General features: G+C 56.0%; 15 protein-coding genes. 10 read left to right on the forward strand and 5 right to left on the reverse strand.

The genetic code is table 11. From position 1 onward, the window contains the following. Nucleotides 1–43: 43 nt before the first annotated feature. Nucleotides 44–640 carry a TetR/AcrR family transcriptional regulator gene (locus GSQ91_RS05910; RefSeq protein ID WP_158820344.1) on the reverse strand — a complete coding sequence of 199 codons (597 nt, stop codon included), beginning with the start codon at nt 638–640 and terminating at the stop codon, nt 44–46. 152 nt (nt 641–792) lie between these two features. On the opposite strand from GSQ91_RS05910, the gene GSQ91_RS05915 reads away from it, so the two are divergent. Next, nucleotides 793–1,680: an SDR family oxidoreductase gene (locus GSQ91_RS05915; protein WP_158820345.1), complete on the forward strand. Its 888-nt coding sequence runs from the start codon at nt 793–795 to the stop codon at nt 1,678–1,680. A 288-nt stretch (nt 1,681–1,968) separates the two neighbouring features. Here the strand turns inward: GSQ91_RS05915 and GSQ91_RS05920 are convergent, their stop codons facing one another. Next, on the reverse strand, nt 1,969–2,649 hold the full coding sequence (locus GSQ91_RS05920; protein WP_158820346.1) for a TetR/AcrR family transcriptional regulator: 681 nt from the start codon (nt 2,647–2,649) through the stop codon (nt 1,969–1,971). Between the two features lie 105 nt (nt 2,650–2,754). Between GSQ91_RS05920 and GSQ91_RS05925 the strand changes: the two genes are divergently transcribed. Both GSQ91_RS05925 and GSQ91_RS05930 read left to right on the forward strand, forming a co-directional pair. Further along, on the forward strand, nt 2,755–4,269 hold the full coding sequence (locus tag GSQ91_RS05925) for an FAD-dependent monooxygenase (RefSeq protein WP_158820347.1): 1,515 nt from the start codon (nt 2,755–2,757) through the stop codon (nt 4,267–4,269). Beyond that, entirely contained in the window at nt 4,266–5,399 is a 1,134-nt protein-coding gene (locus GSQ91_RS05930; RefSeq protein WP_158820348.1) for an NAD(P)/FAD-dependent oxidoreductase, read from the forward strand. The genes GSQ91_RS05925 and GSQ91_RS05930 overlap by 4 nt, the downstream gene beginning before the upstream one ends. Nucleotides 5,400–5,771: 372 nt before the next feature. Here the strand turns inward: GSQ91_RS05930 and GSQ91_RS05935 are convergent, their stop codons facing one another. Next, nucleotides 5,772–6,872, reverse strand: coding sequence for a VWA domain-containing protein (locus GSQ91_RS05935; protein WP_158820349.1), 1,101 nt, complete (start codon nt 6,870–6,872; stop codon nt 5,772–5,774). Nucleotides 6,873–6,992: 120 nt separating this feature from the next. Next, nucleotides 6,993–7,571: a peroxiredoxin gene (locus GSQ91_RS05940; protein WP_158820350.1), complete on the reverse strand. Its 579-nt coding sequence runs from the start codon at nt 7,569–7,571 to the stop codon at nt 6,993–6,995. Nucleotides 7,572–7,648: 77 nt separating this feature from the next. Between GSQ91_RS05940 and GSQ91_RS05945 the strand changes: the two genes are divergently transcribed. The 7 genes from GSQ91_RS05945 (at nt 7,649) to GSQ91_RS05975 (ending at nt 13,489) form a co-directional block, all read left to right on the forward strand. Continuing rightward, complete coding sequence (locus GSQ91_RS05945) at nt 7,649–7,966, forward strand: PadR family transcriptional regulator (protein ID WP_158820351.1); 318 nt, start codon at nt 7,649–7,651, stop codon at nt 7,964–7,966. Next, nucleotides 7,957–8,835, forward strand: a complete 879-nt coding sequence (locus GSQ91_RS05950) for a hypothetical protein (RefSeq protein ID WP_158820352.1) — start codon at nt 7,957–7,959, stop codon at nt 8,833–8,835. The genes GSQ91_RS05945 and GSQ91_RS05950 overlap by 10 nt, the downstream gene beginning before the upstream one ends. A 418-nt stretch (nt 8,836–9,253) precedes the next feature. Next, nucleotides 9,254–10,027, forward strand: coding sequence for an aldo/keto reductase (locus tag GSQ91_RS05955; RefSeq protein WP_254064381.1), 774 nt, complete (start codon nt 9,254–9,256; stop codon nt 10,025–10,027). A gap of 505 nt (nt 10,028–10,532) precedes the next feature. Next, complete coding sequence (locus GSQ91_RS05960; protein WP_254064382.1) at nt 10,533–10,991, forward strand: GNAT family N-acetyltransferase; 459 nt, start codon at nt 10,533–10,535, stop codon at nt 10,989–10,991. Nucleotides 10,992–11,161: 170 nt separating this feature from the next. Continuing rightward, nucleotides 11,162–11,398, forward strand: coding sequence for a hypothetical protein (locus GSQ91_RS05965; RefSeq protein ID WP_158820354.1), 237 nt, complete (start codon nt 11,162–11,164; stop codon nt 11,396–11,398). A gap of 111 nt (nt 11,399–11,509) precedes the next feature. Beyond that, nucleotides 11,510–12,250 carry an SOS response-associated peptidase gene (locus GSQ91_RS05970; RefSeq protein ID WP_158820355.1) on the forward strand — a complete coding sequence of 247 codons (741 nt, stop codon included), beginning with the start codon at nt 11,510–11,512 and terminating at the stop codon, nt 12,248–12,250. Nucleotides 12,251–12,991: 741 nt separating this feature from the next. Continuing rightward, nucleotides 12,992–13,489, forward strand: coding sequence for a GNAT family N-acetyltransferase (locus GSQ91_RS05975; protein WP_158820356.1), 498 nt, complete (start codon nt 12,992–12,994; stop codon nt 13,487–13,489). 142 nt (nt 13,490–13,631) lie between these two features. Here the strand turns inward: GSQ91_RS05975 and GSQ91_RS05980 are convergent, their stop codons facing one another. After that, entirely contained in the window at nt 13,632–14,978 is a 1,347-nt protein-coding gene (locus GSQ91_RS05980; protein WP_158820357.1) for a hypothetical protein, read from the reverse strand. Between the last annotated feature and the right edge of the window lie 445 nt (nt 14,979–15,423).

A 15,423-nucleotide genomic window follows, 5' to 3' on the forward strand; every position in this document is an offset into this window, starting at 1 on the left:
CGAAGCCGCAGATCTAGTTCTCCAAAGATCGTGCGGTCGACACCTAAAGCTTGTTAGTTCGGAGCGAGCCGGTGATGAGTATGTCGACGAGACGGCGGGCGCTTTGCTCCCAGCCCGGTAGGGCCGTGGTATGGAAGACGCCGATGAGCGCGCGCACGAAGTCGTTAGGGTCGGTATCAGCGCGCAGTTCCCCGCTAGCGATGGCGCGTTCCACCAGGGTAATAAAAGCAGTGTGAATGAGACTGCGCGCTCCTTCCATCAGCCGCATTGAACCGCCCGCTACAGTGTCCATCGCAGGGATGATGAGCTTTTTGCCGACCACATGGTCGATGAACAGGAGCATCCACGCGCGGAGGGCGTCAAGCGAAGACATCGTCGCGGAGAAGCGCTGTTCGGCTGCTGCAAGCTTTTCAACTTCGCTCCGGTAGACGGCTTCGATCAGAGCATCGCGAGTTGGAAAGTGGCGATAGAGCGTGCCGGCGCCGACGCCGGATCGGCGTGCAATGTCGTCGAGGCTCGCCGCTGCCCCATCGCGAGTGAAGACCTCCTTGGCGACCTCAAGGATACGCCCACGGTTGCGCTCCGCATCGGCGCGGGGTTTGCGTTCAGGCGGAGGTGGCGGAAGCTTCTTTTTCGGCATACGAAGAACAGGTGGAAAATTTTCTGCAACCGGAGACAGCCTCCGGTTATCTATCTATTCGGAGACTGCCTCCGTTTTATTCCGCGGAGACGCAAATGTCAATGAACGCGATCGTCACGGGGTCGCGTCGCAACCGCAGCAGGAGGATGAAAATGCGTGTATTTGTAACAGGATCAACGGGTTTTATCGGAACAGAACTGGTGAAGGAGCTGATTGCAGCAGGCCACCAGGTGCGCGGGCTTACGCGCAGTGATGCCGGCGTAGAACAACTGAAGGCGGTGGGCGCGGAGGTCCTTCGCGGCAACCTGGAGGACCTCGACGGTCTGCGCCGCGGCGCGACAGGGATGGATGTGGTCGTGAATCTAGCGTTCAACCATGACTTCTCGAAGTTTGAGCAGAACGCAGCGGACGAGATCAGCGCGATTGAGGCGCTGGGATCGGTGATGGAGCCGGGCAAGCTGCTGGTGGTGACCTCGGGGGTTGGATTAGCGAGCGGCAAGCCGGGCCACTTGCGCACGGAGACTGATCCTCCATTGGTTTTGCCGTCTATTCCCCGGAGACCCGAGGCAGCAGCGCGCTCTGTAGCGGAGAAAGGTGTGCACGTGGCGATTGTTCGCCTGCCCCAGGTGCATGACACGCGCAAGCAGGGTCTGGTGCAGTGGCTGTTGCAAGCGGCACGTGAGAAGAGTGTGTCGGCCTATATTGGCGAGGGTGCAAACCGCTGGGCTGCAGCTCCGCTAATGGACGTCGCGCACCTGTACCGGCTGGCCGTAGAGAAGACCGGACAAGGCGTGACAACCTACAACGCAGTGCAGGAAGAAGGTGTATCGATACGCAAGATCGCAGAGACCCTCGGCAAAGGACTGAAGGTGCCTATCGTTTCCCTTACCCCCGAGAAGGCTGGCGAGCACTTTGGATGGATGGCGCACTTTGTAGCGTTGGATATGCCGGCCTCCAGTGAGTGGACGCGTAAGGCATTGGGCTGGGAGCCCACTGGACCCGGGCTGATTGAAGACCTCACGAACATGAACTATTTCTAACCAGGCTTTGGGTGCCCACCCATAACGATAAGGCCGTCATGAATGGGTACCCAGCCTTTGTTGTTGTTGTCTTTGCACTTGCTGTTGCCTTTCTGGCTTGTCATTCCCGCAGGGAATCTGCTTCTGCTTCTGCTTCTGCCTTTGCTTTTGCCTTTGCTTTTCTGGTTGTCATTCCGAGCGCAGCGAGCGAACCTGCTTCCTCCCGTTCTTCGGTCGCGTCACCCAGAAGATCGTGTGCAACAACCAAGGCGAATAGCCCACACGCAACCGATCCGATGCAGCTTCGATCTACACCCGCCGCGAGGCTTCAATACCTCTGAGGATGAGATCGATCCCGGCTAGAAAATCCTTACGATCGTCATGATCGCGTAACTGTCCGGCCATGCTGCGTGTGAACGGATACTCCTCCGGATCGAGCTGAGACCAGGCAGTCGCCAACGCCTCCAGAAAGTCGGACCTATCGAGGCTTCGTGTCCGAGCGAGCTGCCCGTTGGCCGCATTCCGCCCACCAACGCCAAGGATGTAGTCCAGCAACGCAGACACTGTTGCCCGCTCTTCTTTCGCCGGCACACCAAGAGCGCGAACCTGCTGGCCTAGTCGTTCGAGGATACGCACAATGGGCAACTCCCCAGGAGCCTGTGTAAGCGCCGAGCCAACCCACGGATGCTCGTCGATCGCATCAAACATACCCAGCGCGAGGGCCCGAATCGTTGCCTTCGGCTTCGCGCCGGCCACGAGCGCCTCCATCGTGCGCGCCACGATAGCGTCGCAGGCCGCGGTCAACAGATCGCTCTTGTCGGCGATGTGCCAATAGATAGCACCAGGACCGGTCGCGAGCCGCTCGGACAGCGCGCGGAACGTCAGACCACCTTCCCCGCTACTATCCAAAAGCTCAATCGACGCCTCAATGATGTGCTCCCGTGAGAGCGATTCTTCCCGTCGCTGACTGGCACGCGCTTTTTTGGCCATGCTCTATCTTGACACATATGGAACGTCATTCCACAATAATGGAATGACGTTCCATTCCTCTCAATGGAGTTCCCTGCAACGATCCCCGACCATGAAGGCGTCAGGATGAATACTCCAGCCACACACGATGTCATTATTTCCGGCGCAGGGCCTGTAGGCTTATTTCTTGCCTGTGAACTGGCCTTGGCCAAATGTTCCGTCCTCATCCTGGAAAAGGCGCAGAATCCGCACTCGTCCTTGAAGCAACTTCCGTTCGGAATGCGGGGACTCTCGACACCCACGATCGAAGCGCTGTACCGTCGCGGCTTGCTAAAAGAACTTGAGATCCACAAACGCCTTAAAACCTCAACTCCCGTACAGGCGCCACGGCGTCAGGGAGGACACTTCGCCGGCATCCCCTTTCTTGACAGCAATATTGACACCTCACAGTGGAGCTATCGCCTGCCAAGCTCGACCGATACTAGTTTGATCTCTGAAATGGCGGAGCTTGAATCTGTGTTGGCTCGTCGCGCAGAAGCTCTGGGTGTCGCGATCAAACGCGGCCTTGCCATTACCGGCTTTCATCAAACCGAGGACGGAGTAACGGTTCAGTCCGGCGGCCAATCTTTTCAAGCGAAGTGGCTCGTGGGCTGCGACGGAAGCCGTAGTGTTGTTCGCAAGGTCGGTGGTTTTGAATTCGCCGGCACGGAGCCAGAATTTACCGGCTACTCTGCTCAGATTGACATTGCCGATCCGGAGAAACTCAGTCCAGGCCGCAACCTGACATCAACTGGCCTGTACTTCCAATCGCAGCCCGGTTATCTGGTGATGGTGGAGTTTGATGGCGGGGCCGCTCATCGTGCAGAACCACCCACGCTGGAACATATTCAAGGAGCGCTACGCCGCGTCTCGAACACCGACGTTACGATCAGCGCCTTGCATGCCGTAACCACCTGGACTGACCGGGCCCGGCAAGCCACAACCTATCGTAACGGGCGGGTATTTTTAGCCGGCGATGCCGCGCACATTCACGCGCCGCTGGGAGGCCAGGGATTAAACCTTGGTCTGGGCGATGCGACGAACCTGGGCTGGAAGCTCGCCGCAACCCTCCAAAAGAGAGCGCCGGAAGGCTTGTTGGACAGTTATCAAACGGAACGACACCCCTTGGGCGTTCAGGTTCTGGATTGGTCACGAGCCCAGGTTGCCATCATGAACCCAAGCCCACAGGCCCGCGCGCTGAATGCAATCATCCGCGACCTCATGAACACATGCGATGGTGCTACTTATATGGCAGCAAGGGTGTGGGGCGTCTTCACTCACTACGATCTTGGGGGCAATCACCCTCTCATTGGCCACAGCGTTCCCAACTTTGAGTTTGAAGACGGTGCAACCATCGGCGAACTCATGCACGATGGCCACGCGATACTGCTTGATTTCGAAGGGAACGCTTCCCTCAAAACTTTGGCGAGTGAATATGGCGGCCGAATCAAATACGTTTCAGGCCGCGCGAAAGAACAGTTCGGCTTAAGCTCTGCACTCATACGGCCTGATGGGTTTATCGCCTGGGCCTCTGACGGCACTCCGGACGGCAGCGAGTTCCAAAACGCTGCCGCACGCTGGTTGATGAAGGAGTCAGTATGAACACTCCAGTCACGATCATCGGCGCCGGGCTCGGCGGCCTCACGCTTGCACGCGTCCTACACGTCCACGGCATTGCCGCAACGGTCTACGAAGCCGAGGCCTCGGCGAACGCGCGCACGCAGGGCGGCATGCTCGACATCCACGAATACAACGGGCAGCTCGCCCTCAAGGCAGCGGGGCTATTCGATAAGTTCCTCGAGATCATCCACCCTGGCGGTCAGGCATCACGCATACTCGACAAGCACGGTAACATCCTGCACGACGATCCCGACGACGGCACCGGCGGTCGTCCCGAGGTGCCTCGCGGAGAGCTCCGTCGAATTCTCCTTGAATCACTTCCTGCCAACACAGTCCGCTGGGGACACAAACTCACAGCCGCATCCCCACTAGGAGACGGACGGCACATACTGACCTTTGCTAACGGCTCTACAACGACCACCGATCTCCTCGTAGGTGCCGCCGGCGCCTGGTCAAAAGTTCGCCCCCTTCTCTCCGACGCGAAGCCAACCTATATCGGCACGTCCTTCATCGAGACATACCTGTTTGATTGCGACACTCGTCACAAGCCAAGCGCAGAAGCCGTCGGTGGTGGCGCGATGTTTGCGCCGTCGCCAGGAAAAGGCATCTTCGCGCACCGCGAGCCCAATGGCATACTGCACACGTACATTCAGATGAACAAGCCAAAAGAATGGATAAACAGCATCCGCTTCATCGACCCTGCAACAGCCTTGGCCCGCGTCGCCGAGGAGTTCGACGGCTGGGCTCCAGCGCTGACAGCGCTCATCACCGACGGTGAGACTGCCCCTGTGCTCCGCCCTATCTATTCACTCCCGATCGAGCACAGATGGGATCGCATACCCGGGGTAACACTGCTCGGCGATGCAGCACACCTGATGGCGCCGTCTGGAGAAGGAGCCAACCTCGCCATGTTCGACGGCGCTGAACTCGCAAAGGCCATCGCCGCCAACCCCGGTAACGTTGAAGCCGCACTCCTCGCGTATGAAACGGACCTCTTTCCCCGCAGCGCCTCCGAGGCTGCGGACGCGGAAGAGATCCTCAACGTATGTATCGGCCCAAACGCCCCCCAAAGCCTGGTTGATTTCTTCACAACCCCCCAGCCCATCAAGTAACCACCCTGCACACCAGCAAATCGTGACGGATTTTTTTTGTCATTCCCGCAGGGAATCTGCTTTTGCTTTTGCTTTGTCGTTGCTGTTGCTCTTGGGAGTAGCAGCGGCCTTTAGGCCGCGGAAACAAGATCCAACCAGACCGGGCTTTAGCCCTGGGCCTTTTGCTCATGCCGGCGAAAAACCAAACCTAAAGCAATATCCGAAAGGCCCACCCAAGCCATTCCCTTTTCGCATCATCACAAAATCGTCATCCTGAGCGCAGTCGAAGGACCCCGAAGAGCTTTGCTGCACCGATACCTTCCACACCATTTCAACCCGTATGACTGCACCCGGTGGGCAGCCATACGTACCCTACATCATCTGGGCACCCAGCTACTGAACTCTAGGCTCGCTTTTCCCGGCTACCCAATAGCTGCTTCTTGCCGACACCTGTAGTTCTGGGTAATTCCTCAAGGTCACCTGGATAGTATGCAGCCCAGGCGCTGGCGAGCGAGGAGTAAAGCTGAGCATGTAGCGATTCGAAAGCTGGTTGGAGATCGTGAACAATCCGCTTTCCAGACTCTTTTCATCCTCAAACCGCATAGATTCCCCACCGGTAAGTCTCGCAACAGCTTCCGCGGTGTTGCGCCGCAAGCCATTCACTCCGAGACGTGCCCCAAGAACGATCAGAGGAGTAAAGCTCACGCAACTGCCTTGTCGTGGATTGCCACCCACGGCTTGAGCTCCATGCTGATCGCACGAACTCGTCCCAGTTGGAGGCGCCTTGTTAGCCATCGCCGCACCCGCCACTGCCTTGTCCGTAGAGAACGTCATGCTATAGATCGCAGTGTTGCTTTCACTCACATCACGCAGCGCCTCAGCGATTCCAGTCACACTTCCATGATCCACCGCTTCGCTGATGAGCAGGATAGCCCGGCGGAACGTTGGAGGCTCTCTCTGCAGTAGCCTGAGAGAAAAGGCAAGACCATCCAGAATCGCTGCGCCTTGATCACCCGTTCGGAGGCTCTGCATGTTGGTGCCGATCTGGTTCAGGTCCTGCGTGAAGTCCTGAACCAGATGAGGCTTGCTATCGAAGCTGACCACGGCAACATGGTGGGGAACGTCGCCGATCATTGTCTCCAGCATGGTCTCCACGCGGCGAAGATCAGGAAGATGTTGACTGGCCACGCCACCCGTCTGCACAGCGACAACAAGACTAAGAGGCTGCTCACTCGAATCCTCGTCCAGAATCGCCCTTTGTTCCACCCCGTTGTCTTCAATCTTGAAATCCTGAGCGTTCAAGGCGTAAACGACTTCACCCGTCTTATTCGTAACCAGGGTTGGAACCAACACCAGATTCGACTGCACCGGGAGCACAGGCGTACTGCTTTGCTCTACCGGTGAAGCGGCGCCCTGCGCATGCCCTAATGTGTTGGCGAATAGAGTCGCGCAAGCAAGCGCGAATTGAGGACTGGTTAGGCGCCCAACATTCATGAACACTAGACTATTCCGAAGAAGCGTCGCTGCCCATGGCGCTAGCGCATAGTGACATTTCTATCCGACGCCAACACGATTTCCATGCAAATTTCGGGACACCTCTTAGCATCTCCCGAATCATCGCTCCGATAGAAGTCCCTTGATATTTGTTTCAACATTGTCCTTGTCTATAACAACACCCACATAGGCCACCGCTACTTTGCCCGACTTGTCGATCAGATAGGTGGCCGGATACGCATTCAAGGCATAGGCTTTGGAGATCGCATCGTCACCCATGGCTATGGGGTAATTGATCCCTTTCTTGGCCATGAACGGCCTCACCCTGCCCCATGCCTCGTTAGCATCCTTCAGCCCTTCATAGGAGATATCCATCGCGACGCCAACAGCAGTAAACCCCTTATCCTTGTAAGCCTTCTCCAGCTCTATGAACGATGGGATCTCCAGCACGCAGCCCCCGCAATCCGTAGCCCAAAAGTTAAGCAGAAGCACCTTGCCCCGGTAGTCGGAGACGCGCATCTTCCTGCCGTCCTGACTCACAAGTTCAAAAGCTGGCGCAGCCTTCCGGCTTGCAGGCGGTATAAGCGAAGCGTGTTTATCCTGCTGACCATACAGAGCAGGCACAACCGACATGCTTACGAGCGCTAGACCGCAAACAACAAGCCTCAGTCCTACTCTGAAAAACTTAGTTGTAATCATGCTTGGAGCTTTTCTCCGCATACTTCCCTCCATGTCCCATCGACAGTTCGCCCCATAACCTCTACAATGTAACACTAATGATCGGTGAATTCGAATACCTGTTGATCGCAGCGACTCACCGCCTCGGCGAAGACGCCTATGGCGCGTCCATTCGTCGTGAAGTCGAGGAAGCAACGGAGAGACCCTGCTCGATCGGCTCACTCTACACAACACTGGATCGCCTGGAAGCGAAAGGCCTGGTAAGAACATGGATGGGCGAGGCAACGGCACAGCGCGGCGGCCGCGCAAAGCGTATGGTCTCGGTGACGGCCAAGGGAATCGAATCAGCCTCCGCCTTCTATCGCGCTATATCGAGAGTCAGCCGAGACATTTCCTGGGAGGCGCAATGCCCATAATGAATTCCCTGCTGCGGAGTTTGCTGGGAGCACTCGACAGCGATGAGAGAGAAGTCGTCGCCGGAGACTTGCTGGAAGCGCACGAGTCTCCGAGCGCATCGGTGTTGCAGGTTCTTAGCCTGGTCGTCAGGAGACAACTTATTCAATGGGCTGGGTGGCAACCTTGGCTTGTCCTCACCACCGCCGCATTCCCATTGGCTGTCGTGCTCGCTCAGACCGCCAGATACTTCGCAGGTTGGAGTGCGGTTTATAGCTGGATGTTGATCAACAATACGGATGCGGTTCTGTTGAGGAATCCTGGCTTCTGGTATGGAGCGCGCGAGTACAGCTGGGAGGCAGCAAAATTTGCCTTCGTACTCTTCTGCTGCTCATGGGCCTGCGGGCGATTGATCGCACAGCTATCCCGCAAGGCACGCCTTTCGATGGCAATCCTGTTTGTGGTCACGTCTCTCTTCGTGAACATTGTTGGCATCCCCTCCCATGTACCGGCACCTCTTTTCCATACAAAGGACAAATACTTTCCCAACGGGCCCGTCTTCTCCCACGTCTTCTATCGCGTTTGGTTTCCGCTGATCGTCTATGCGATCACCGTGCTTCTCCCCTTCATCTTGGGAATCCTCCAGACAAAGTCACGTGTCCGCCAATCCAGGACACTCAGCATCTTCTTTCGTTGTTCTATAGCCCTCGTTCTTCTTGGTCTGATCGAGCAACAGTGGCTGCTGATGGAGCTGTGGAGCTGGCAAATCATACCGATCCCTCTGGTGCACCTTCCAAATCTATTGCCATTCGCATCGATAGGACCAGCTTGTCTTCTACTCATCGAACTTGGAAAACGTTCAGCATTGCGCAGCAGGACATACGCGCCCTGAGGACACACACACAAGCCGCAGACTGCCACGATCTCCAGCCCCAAAGGGGCGGTATATCCCAGCCTGGGGCGCAAGCCCCAGGTAACGGACCTAACAAGGAATCAAGGGCTGAAAGCCCGATATATCTCGTCTGCACTGGCGATATATACGTCGGGCTTACAGCCCTTGATTCCTTGTGGACCTCGCACCTGCGGTTTAGACGAAAAGCGTAATTATCTGTACCATCGCCTCTGTTAGCCCGTCTGGCAGAAAGCGGAACGCAGAACATGAACAACAACGAAAAACGAACCAGATTAGCCGCCGCACCGTACTGAAGGGAGTAGCGCTCGTTGCCACAGCCGCCGCCTTCGGTCGCGTGGGATGGGCCTCCGACAAGGGGCAAGCTTCTATACCGCAGGTGCGGCTCGGCAACGGTGTGATGATGCCAGTCCTTGGCTTTGGAACCTACGGTCTACGCGGTGATGTGTGCATGGAGAGCGTCGCAGACGCCATCACAGCTGGCTATCGTCTGATCGACACGGCCAAGGTCTATCAAAATGAAGAGGCTGTGGGCGCTGGGATCAAGAAGAGCGGAATCGACCGCAAGTCTCTCTTTGTGACATCGAAGATTTGGGTGGAAGATGCCGGGTACGAACCGGCAAAGCGCGCCTTTCAAACGACTCTCGACAAGCTTCAGCTCGAATACCTCGATCTTTATCTCATCCATCGCCCGCGTGGAGATGTGAACGGATCGTGGCGGGCCATGGAAGAGCTCAACACCGCCGGAAAAATCAAGGCAATTGGCCTGAGCAACTTCGACCAGACACAGCTCTCCAGCCTGACCGCTGGAGCGAAGACAAAGCCTGCCATTAATCAGTTGGAAACACACCCCTTCCTTCAAGAGACGGGAGAACTTGAGTCGTTGCGTACTGCTGGTGTGCAGATGGAAGCATGGGCTCCCTTCGCAGAAGGACGCAACGGACTCTTCACGAACCCAGTGTTAGAGCAGATTGGCAAAAAGCATGGCAAAACTGTCGCGCAGACTGTTCTACGCTGGCACCACCAGCGCGGGGTCATCGCGATCCCTCGTTCGTCGAACCCGGAACATCGCCGCGAAAACCTGGCCATCTTCGATTTCAAGTTGGACGCTGACGATATGCATAAGATCTCAGCCCTGGACGAGAATCGATCTCAGTTCCCCGAGTGGACCTAACTGATCCTCATCCATAGCGTGAGCCAAGCGTGTGGCCACACGCACCCTACATCACCCACACGCACCCTACATCATTAGAGGACGTGCATAAAATTCGCAGAGTGGCACGATACCCAGCCCCAAAGGGGCGATATATCCCAGCCTGGGGCGCAAGCCCCAGGTAACGAGCCTAACAAGGTATCAAGGGCTGAAGGCCCGATATATCTCGGCTGCGCTGGCGAGATATACCGAGCTCTCAACCCTTGATTCCTTGTGGGCCTCTTAGACGCAAAGCGCACCACAAACATTGGCATCGCGCTCTGCGTAAGCTCTATGAATCAATCCGGAAACTTTATTCCTTCTTTATATGTTTAAAGTTCTACTAAGAGAAAAGAGAAGATTAAACCCTCGAGGAGAGGCCATCTCTAATCCAAGTCAAACGGAACCTGAAAGTACCTCAACCGCCCTGGCAGACAATCCTCGCGACGTCTCGGACTGCTTAGTTCGTCCTTCAACTCCTGCAGACATGCCCTACGTCACAGCGATCTACAGCAGGTTCGTCACAACCAGCACGGCGACCTTCGAAATCGTCGCGCCGGATGAGTCGGAGATGTTGAGAAGACGACAGGCCGTTCTGGACCGTGATCTTCCCTATCTCGTAGCCGAGCTCGAGGGCTATATCGTGGGCTATTGTTACGCCTCGCAATTCCGCCCTCGCGAAGGCTACCGCTATACGGTCGAAGACTCCATTTACGTGCGCCCGGACTGTATCGGCCACGGAGTCGGCAAAGCGCTCCTGTCTGAGTTGATCCTGCAATGTCAGGCCAGGGGTTGTCACTCCATGGTTGCCTGCATCTGCGGCGTGAATGTTCCCTCTGTCTCTCTGCATGCATCGTTGGGATTTCAGCAGGTCGGTTTGTTACCGGAAGCGGGATACAAATTCGGGGAATGGCTGCGCCTGCTAATCATGCAGTGTCCGTTATAGGTCTGAATAGCACATCGCGATGTCAGCTTCGAACCTCGTGCGAGGTGATCCCCAATATCACCGTTGAAGCAGCCACTCGCCCCCCAGAAAGTACTTGCTATTTCACTGCAGCAGGTGCAATGTTGACACCAGCAACACAAAATCAACGATGGAAAGGAAGACCTTACACTATGCCCTATAGTCCATTACTGGTTAAAGCTGCGAAGAAGGCCCCGGCAAAGAAAGCTGCAAAGAAGGCAGCGAAGAAAGCTGCAAAGAAGGCCCCGGCGAAGAAGGCCGCAAAGAAAGCCCCTGCAAAGAAGGCTGCGAAGAAGGCCCCAGCAAAGAAAGCCGCAAAGAAAGCGGTCAAGAAGGCTGCGAAGAAGTCTCCCGTAAAGGTACGCATCGAATCACACCAGCCCAGCTAAGAAGTAAGCCGTTCTAACCCGTGGTTCAGGCAAGCAAAAGCGCCCGGCAACCTCTCACGAGGCCCGGGCGTTTTTGCGTCTCACCCTGCCCACATGTAATAAGGTAGAGCCATGTGTGGCCGGTACTATAACAAGCGGAAGAAACAGAAGATCGCCGAAAAGCTCAATGCTTCCAAAGTCTTCGCTGACCCTCTACCACCGAACTACAACATAGCTCCGAGCACCTTTCAACCCATCGTCCGCCAGCAACGAGACAGCGACGAGCGCGAGATGGTTCTAGCCAGGTGGGGCATGATCCCGTTCTTCGCCACAAGCCTCGCTGACTTCAAGGGAATTTCAACATTCCTTGCCAAAGCCGAGACGCTTTCCAGTTCACCCACCTGGAAAGGGCCACTCAAGAGCCGACGCTGCCTCGTACCTGCGGACGGTTTCTATGAGTGGAAGGTGTTGGATGATTCCAGGAAGCCGAAGAAGCAGCCCTATGCCATCAGCCTCACGGACGGCGAGCCCATGGCGTTCGCTGGCCTCTGGGATGCGTGGAAAGAGCCTAAGTCGTCCCCTCAGTCCGTAGACAAATGGCTGCAAAGCTTTTCCATTGTCACCACGGAGGCAAACGAAATCATGTCTCAGATTCATACGCGAATGCCAGCCATCCTGCTCCAGCGTGACTGGGCAGAGTGGCTGGATCGTGACAGCGTTCGACCTGCACCTCTGCATTTGCTCAGGCCCTACGACTCTGAAGCAATGCAATTGAGTCCCTGTAATTCGGCTGTGGGCAACGTGAAGAACAATGGACCGGAAATGCTACTCAGCCCAGAGCAGAGCCCGAGATTGCCATTGAATAGCGCATGATCAAACCCGCCGCGTAACCCATTCGCACCTCGAATCATCTGGGCACTCGCCGTTGTCGCTGCTCTTGGGAGTAGCAGCGGCCTTTAGGCTGCGGCAACAATACCCAACCAGAGGGGCTCTAGCCTGGGCCTCTCGCTATGGCACCCGACATAACCACACAATCGTCATCCTGAGCGAAGTGCGAGTTACGCAGCCGAAGGACCCCGAGGATCTTCCTCCCCGTGACAAGGGGTTGAGTTAGATCGACTTGAATGAGCTTCAATCCTGCTGTGCTCCTGGCGTTCTCTCTTATCTGGTTGTTGTGGTTGCAGCGAAGAGCCGGTATCTGTATCCATGCGTGTCTCTGGAACGCCAAACCGTTCTCCACACAACCACCTTCCACGAAGGCGTAGCAGAAACTCTGAATCAGGGGGGTAGCCCATGTACCCTACATCGTTTGGGTGCCCATGCAGAACAGTGTCGGACCTTTGCATGCGAACCAACCTAGCAGAGCCGATAGAGCGGCAGATAGAGTTCAAGACATCGTGGTGTATCCGAAACACCCGGATAAAACGCCCACATCCACCGAAATTAAGGAAGGAATCAATCAATCGGGCAATAGAAGAGAGCCCCGGTGTTTCGTTTACGTCACAGGCAGAATAGCGCCTCTTTCAACTGCGATTTGTATTTCAATCCCCCAAACATCGTCATGAATGGGGATAGAGGCAAAGTTATGGGGGCGACTACCTGAAGCCAGCGTACGTGCATAATGCAGGAATGGAGAGTTCCTACACACTAAGGACAGCTGGTGTAGCTGATGCTGGTGAGATCGCCAGGCATCGCGGCCTGATGTTTCTGGATATGGGGCTGGTGATCCAGAGCGAGGCTGAAGCGCTTACCGTTGCATCTGCGCCGTGGTTTGCCGATGTGATGGAACGCGGTCAATACAAGGGTTGGGTGGTTGAACTGGAGGGTCAAATCGTTGCGGGAGGTGGTCTCCACCTCTCGGAGGTCGGGCCTCTACCCGGTTGTCTTCGAGTGGTGAGGTCCGCGCACATTGCGAATATCTATACCCATGCGCGGCATCGCAAGCAAGGCATTGCGCGATCCCTGCTGAACGAGATGCTGAACTGGTGCCGCGAGTCGAAGATCGATCAAGTGACGCTGACCTCGTCTAGCGAGGGGCGTGCTCTGTATACGTCCCTTGGGTTTGCGCCGCAGCCGGATGGCATGCTGCTGCAGCTGGAACAGAAGCGTTGAGTGAGCCTACTTTTCCATGGCTGGTAGCCCACGTACCCTGCACCTTGGGTGCCTCATTCATGACGGCCACCGTCATGAATGGGCCTACTCCGCAATCTGCACGAGACCGTTCCTAAACGCCTTAGTACAGCGCGAAACAGGTTCACGGCGCGTCGCTGTTTTCGCGCGGATCCGCTGATCCTCTCTCGTGGCGATAGAGGGAGATCTGATCTCTCACAACTTCAAGTGCCCTGCTTCCCCACTGGTTGGCTGGCTCGATATCGTCATTGGTGTTGGCGTCCCATCCCTCATCAGGCGAATTGAATTCATTGAACTGATGGAGGATCAAAAAAATCGGATCTAGCTTTCGAGCGTCGGCCATGAACGAATCGAACGTCTCATACGAGTCATCTTTGCCATAGCGCAGAGCATCGTCGGGACAGTACGGCAACTCATTCGAATTCGGGCAGCCCCATCCACTCTGTCCCGCCGTGGCAATCGAAGCGGTGAAGTTCTCCACGCGAGAACCAACTCTGTTGTAGGAAGGGTAATAAGGACAGGACACAAGCGTACATGTCGTATTGAGCCTGTCCACCCAGCTCCAGAACCCAAACTCCGGATCGATTTCTACTGGCTTATCGGGAGTGGCTTGGTTAGTCCACAGTTCTGGTTGGCTGTCGAGATATCCCGCCATCATCCTGATGGTATATTTATCGGCAACCTGCGGATGGGCTATCAGGAACTTGCGGATCTGGAACCAGAGAGGATTGTCGGAAGGCACCGGGTCTTGCGCCGCGCCCAGATAAATCACCATCAGGGGCTTCCCCTGGTAAATCACTTCAAGGTTGGGATGCTGGTGCATGAGCTCACCAAAGTATTCGACTTCCTTTTCTAATGCCGTCTTTCCGTCCTGATCCTTGTACAAAACATCCTGGTCGATGCCGCCAAGCAGAGGCACCAGCTTCAGTCGGGTACCGAGCCTCGTCCATGCAGGATAAAGATTGCCCGTATTGTCGCGGATCGTTTGATAGTCGCTACGAAAAGGAGGACATGAGTTCTGGAGGTACTTCTCCACGAACCACTCGCTATTGAAGATGCAGCTCACATTATTGGTTAAGTCGACCAGGGCAGCATCGACTCCCATATGTTCCATCCATTCAGTATGCTGTCTGATCACTACCGGATCTGCGCTGTCGTAACCACCACCGATCGATTGCATGTCCTCGGACTGCAATAGGGGTTTGGCGGCACTGGTTTGAAACGTGACAGCATTGGGGCCAAACCATGCCTCATACTCCATGACGACTACGTGGCTGTCTTCGTGTACAAGGAGCGGACGCCAGGGGCTCGGTGCTTCCGCAATAGCAGGTTGTAATTCAGACGACGAAGGTACTGTCTGGGCGGATAATGCGTGCCCCTGGTATCCCCGGATAAGCGTGATCAGTGTAAGCGCAGCAACCGCTAATGCCAGACGTCGGCGAAGTATGCGAGTTATGACAACACAGGACATCGTTCCTCCAGGCTCAGATATCATCGCCACCCACTCATGACAATCACGCCGTGATGAAGGGTGCACCCTGCTTACAAATACATGACTGAATATTCGTAACCCAAAGGCCAACTAAAAGTTGGCCATAGTTCTGTTAACTGGCGAGAAAAATCGCCGCTGCCCTCATTGAGCCGTCATGGATAACCTGGATTCGGCTTCTCGTCGGGCAGTCCACGCATACCCTGCATCATTTGGGTACCACCCACAGTGCGAAGCGCAAACTTCCCTTGGAGTCAGATCGAACGGTGCAAACAGTTGGTTGAGGCACGAACCGGAAGGGCCCGGTTTTAACCGGGCCGTAAACGCCGCGCCAAAGGCCACACCTCGCTGCCGCAGGCCGGAGCGAAGCCCGAAGGGCGCAGCGACTAAATTGCCTTCTTGTACCGTGGCGAAACAATCTGCCTCA

Origin of the sequence: Granulicella sp. S156 (assembly GCF_009766105.1) — a bacterium.
Lineage (GTDB): Bacteria > Acidobacteriota > Terriglobia > Terriglobales > Acidobacteriaceae > Granulicella.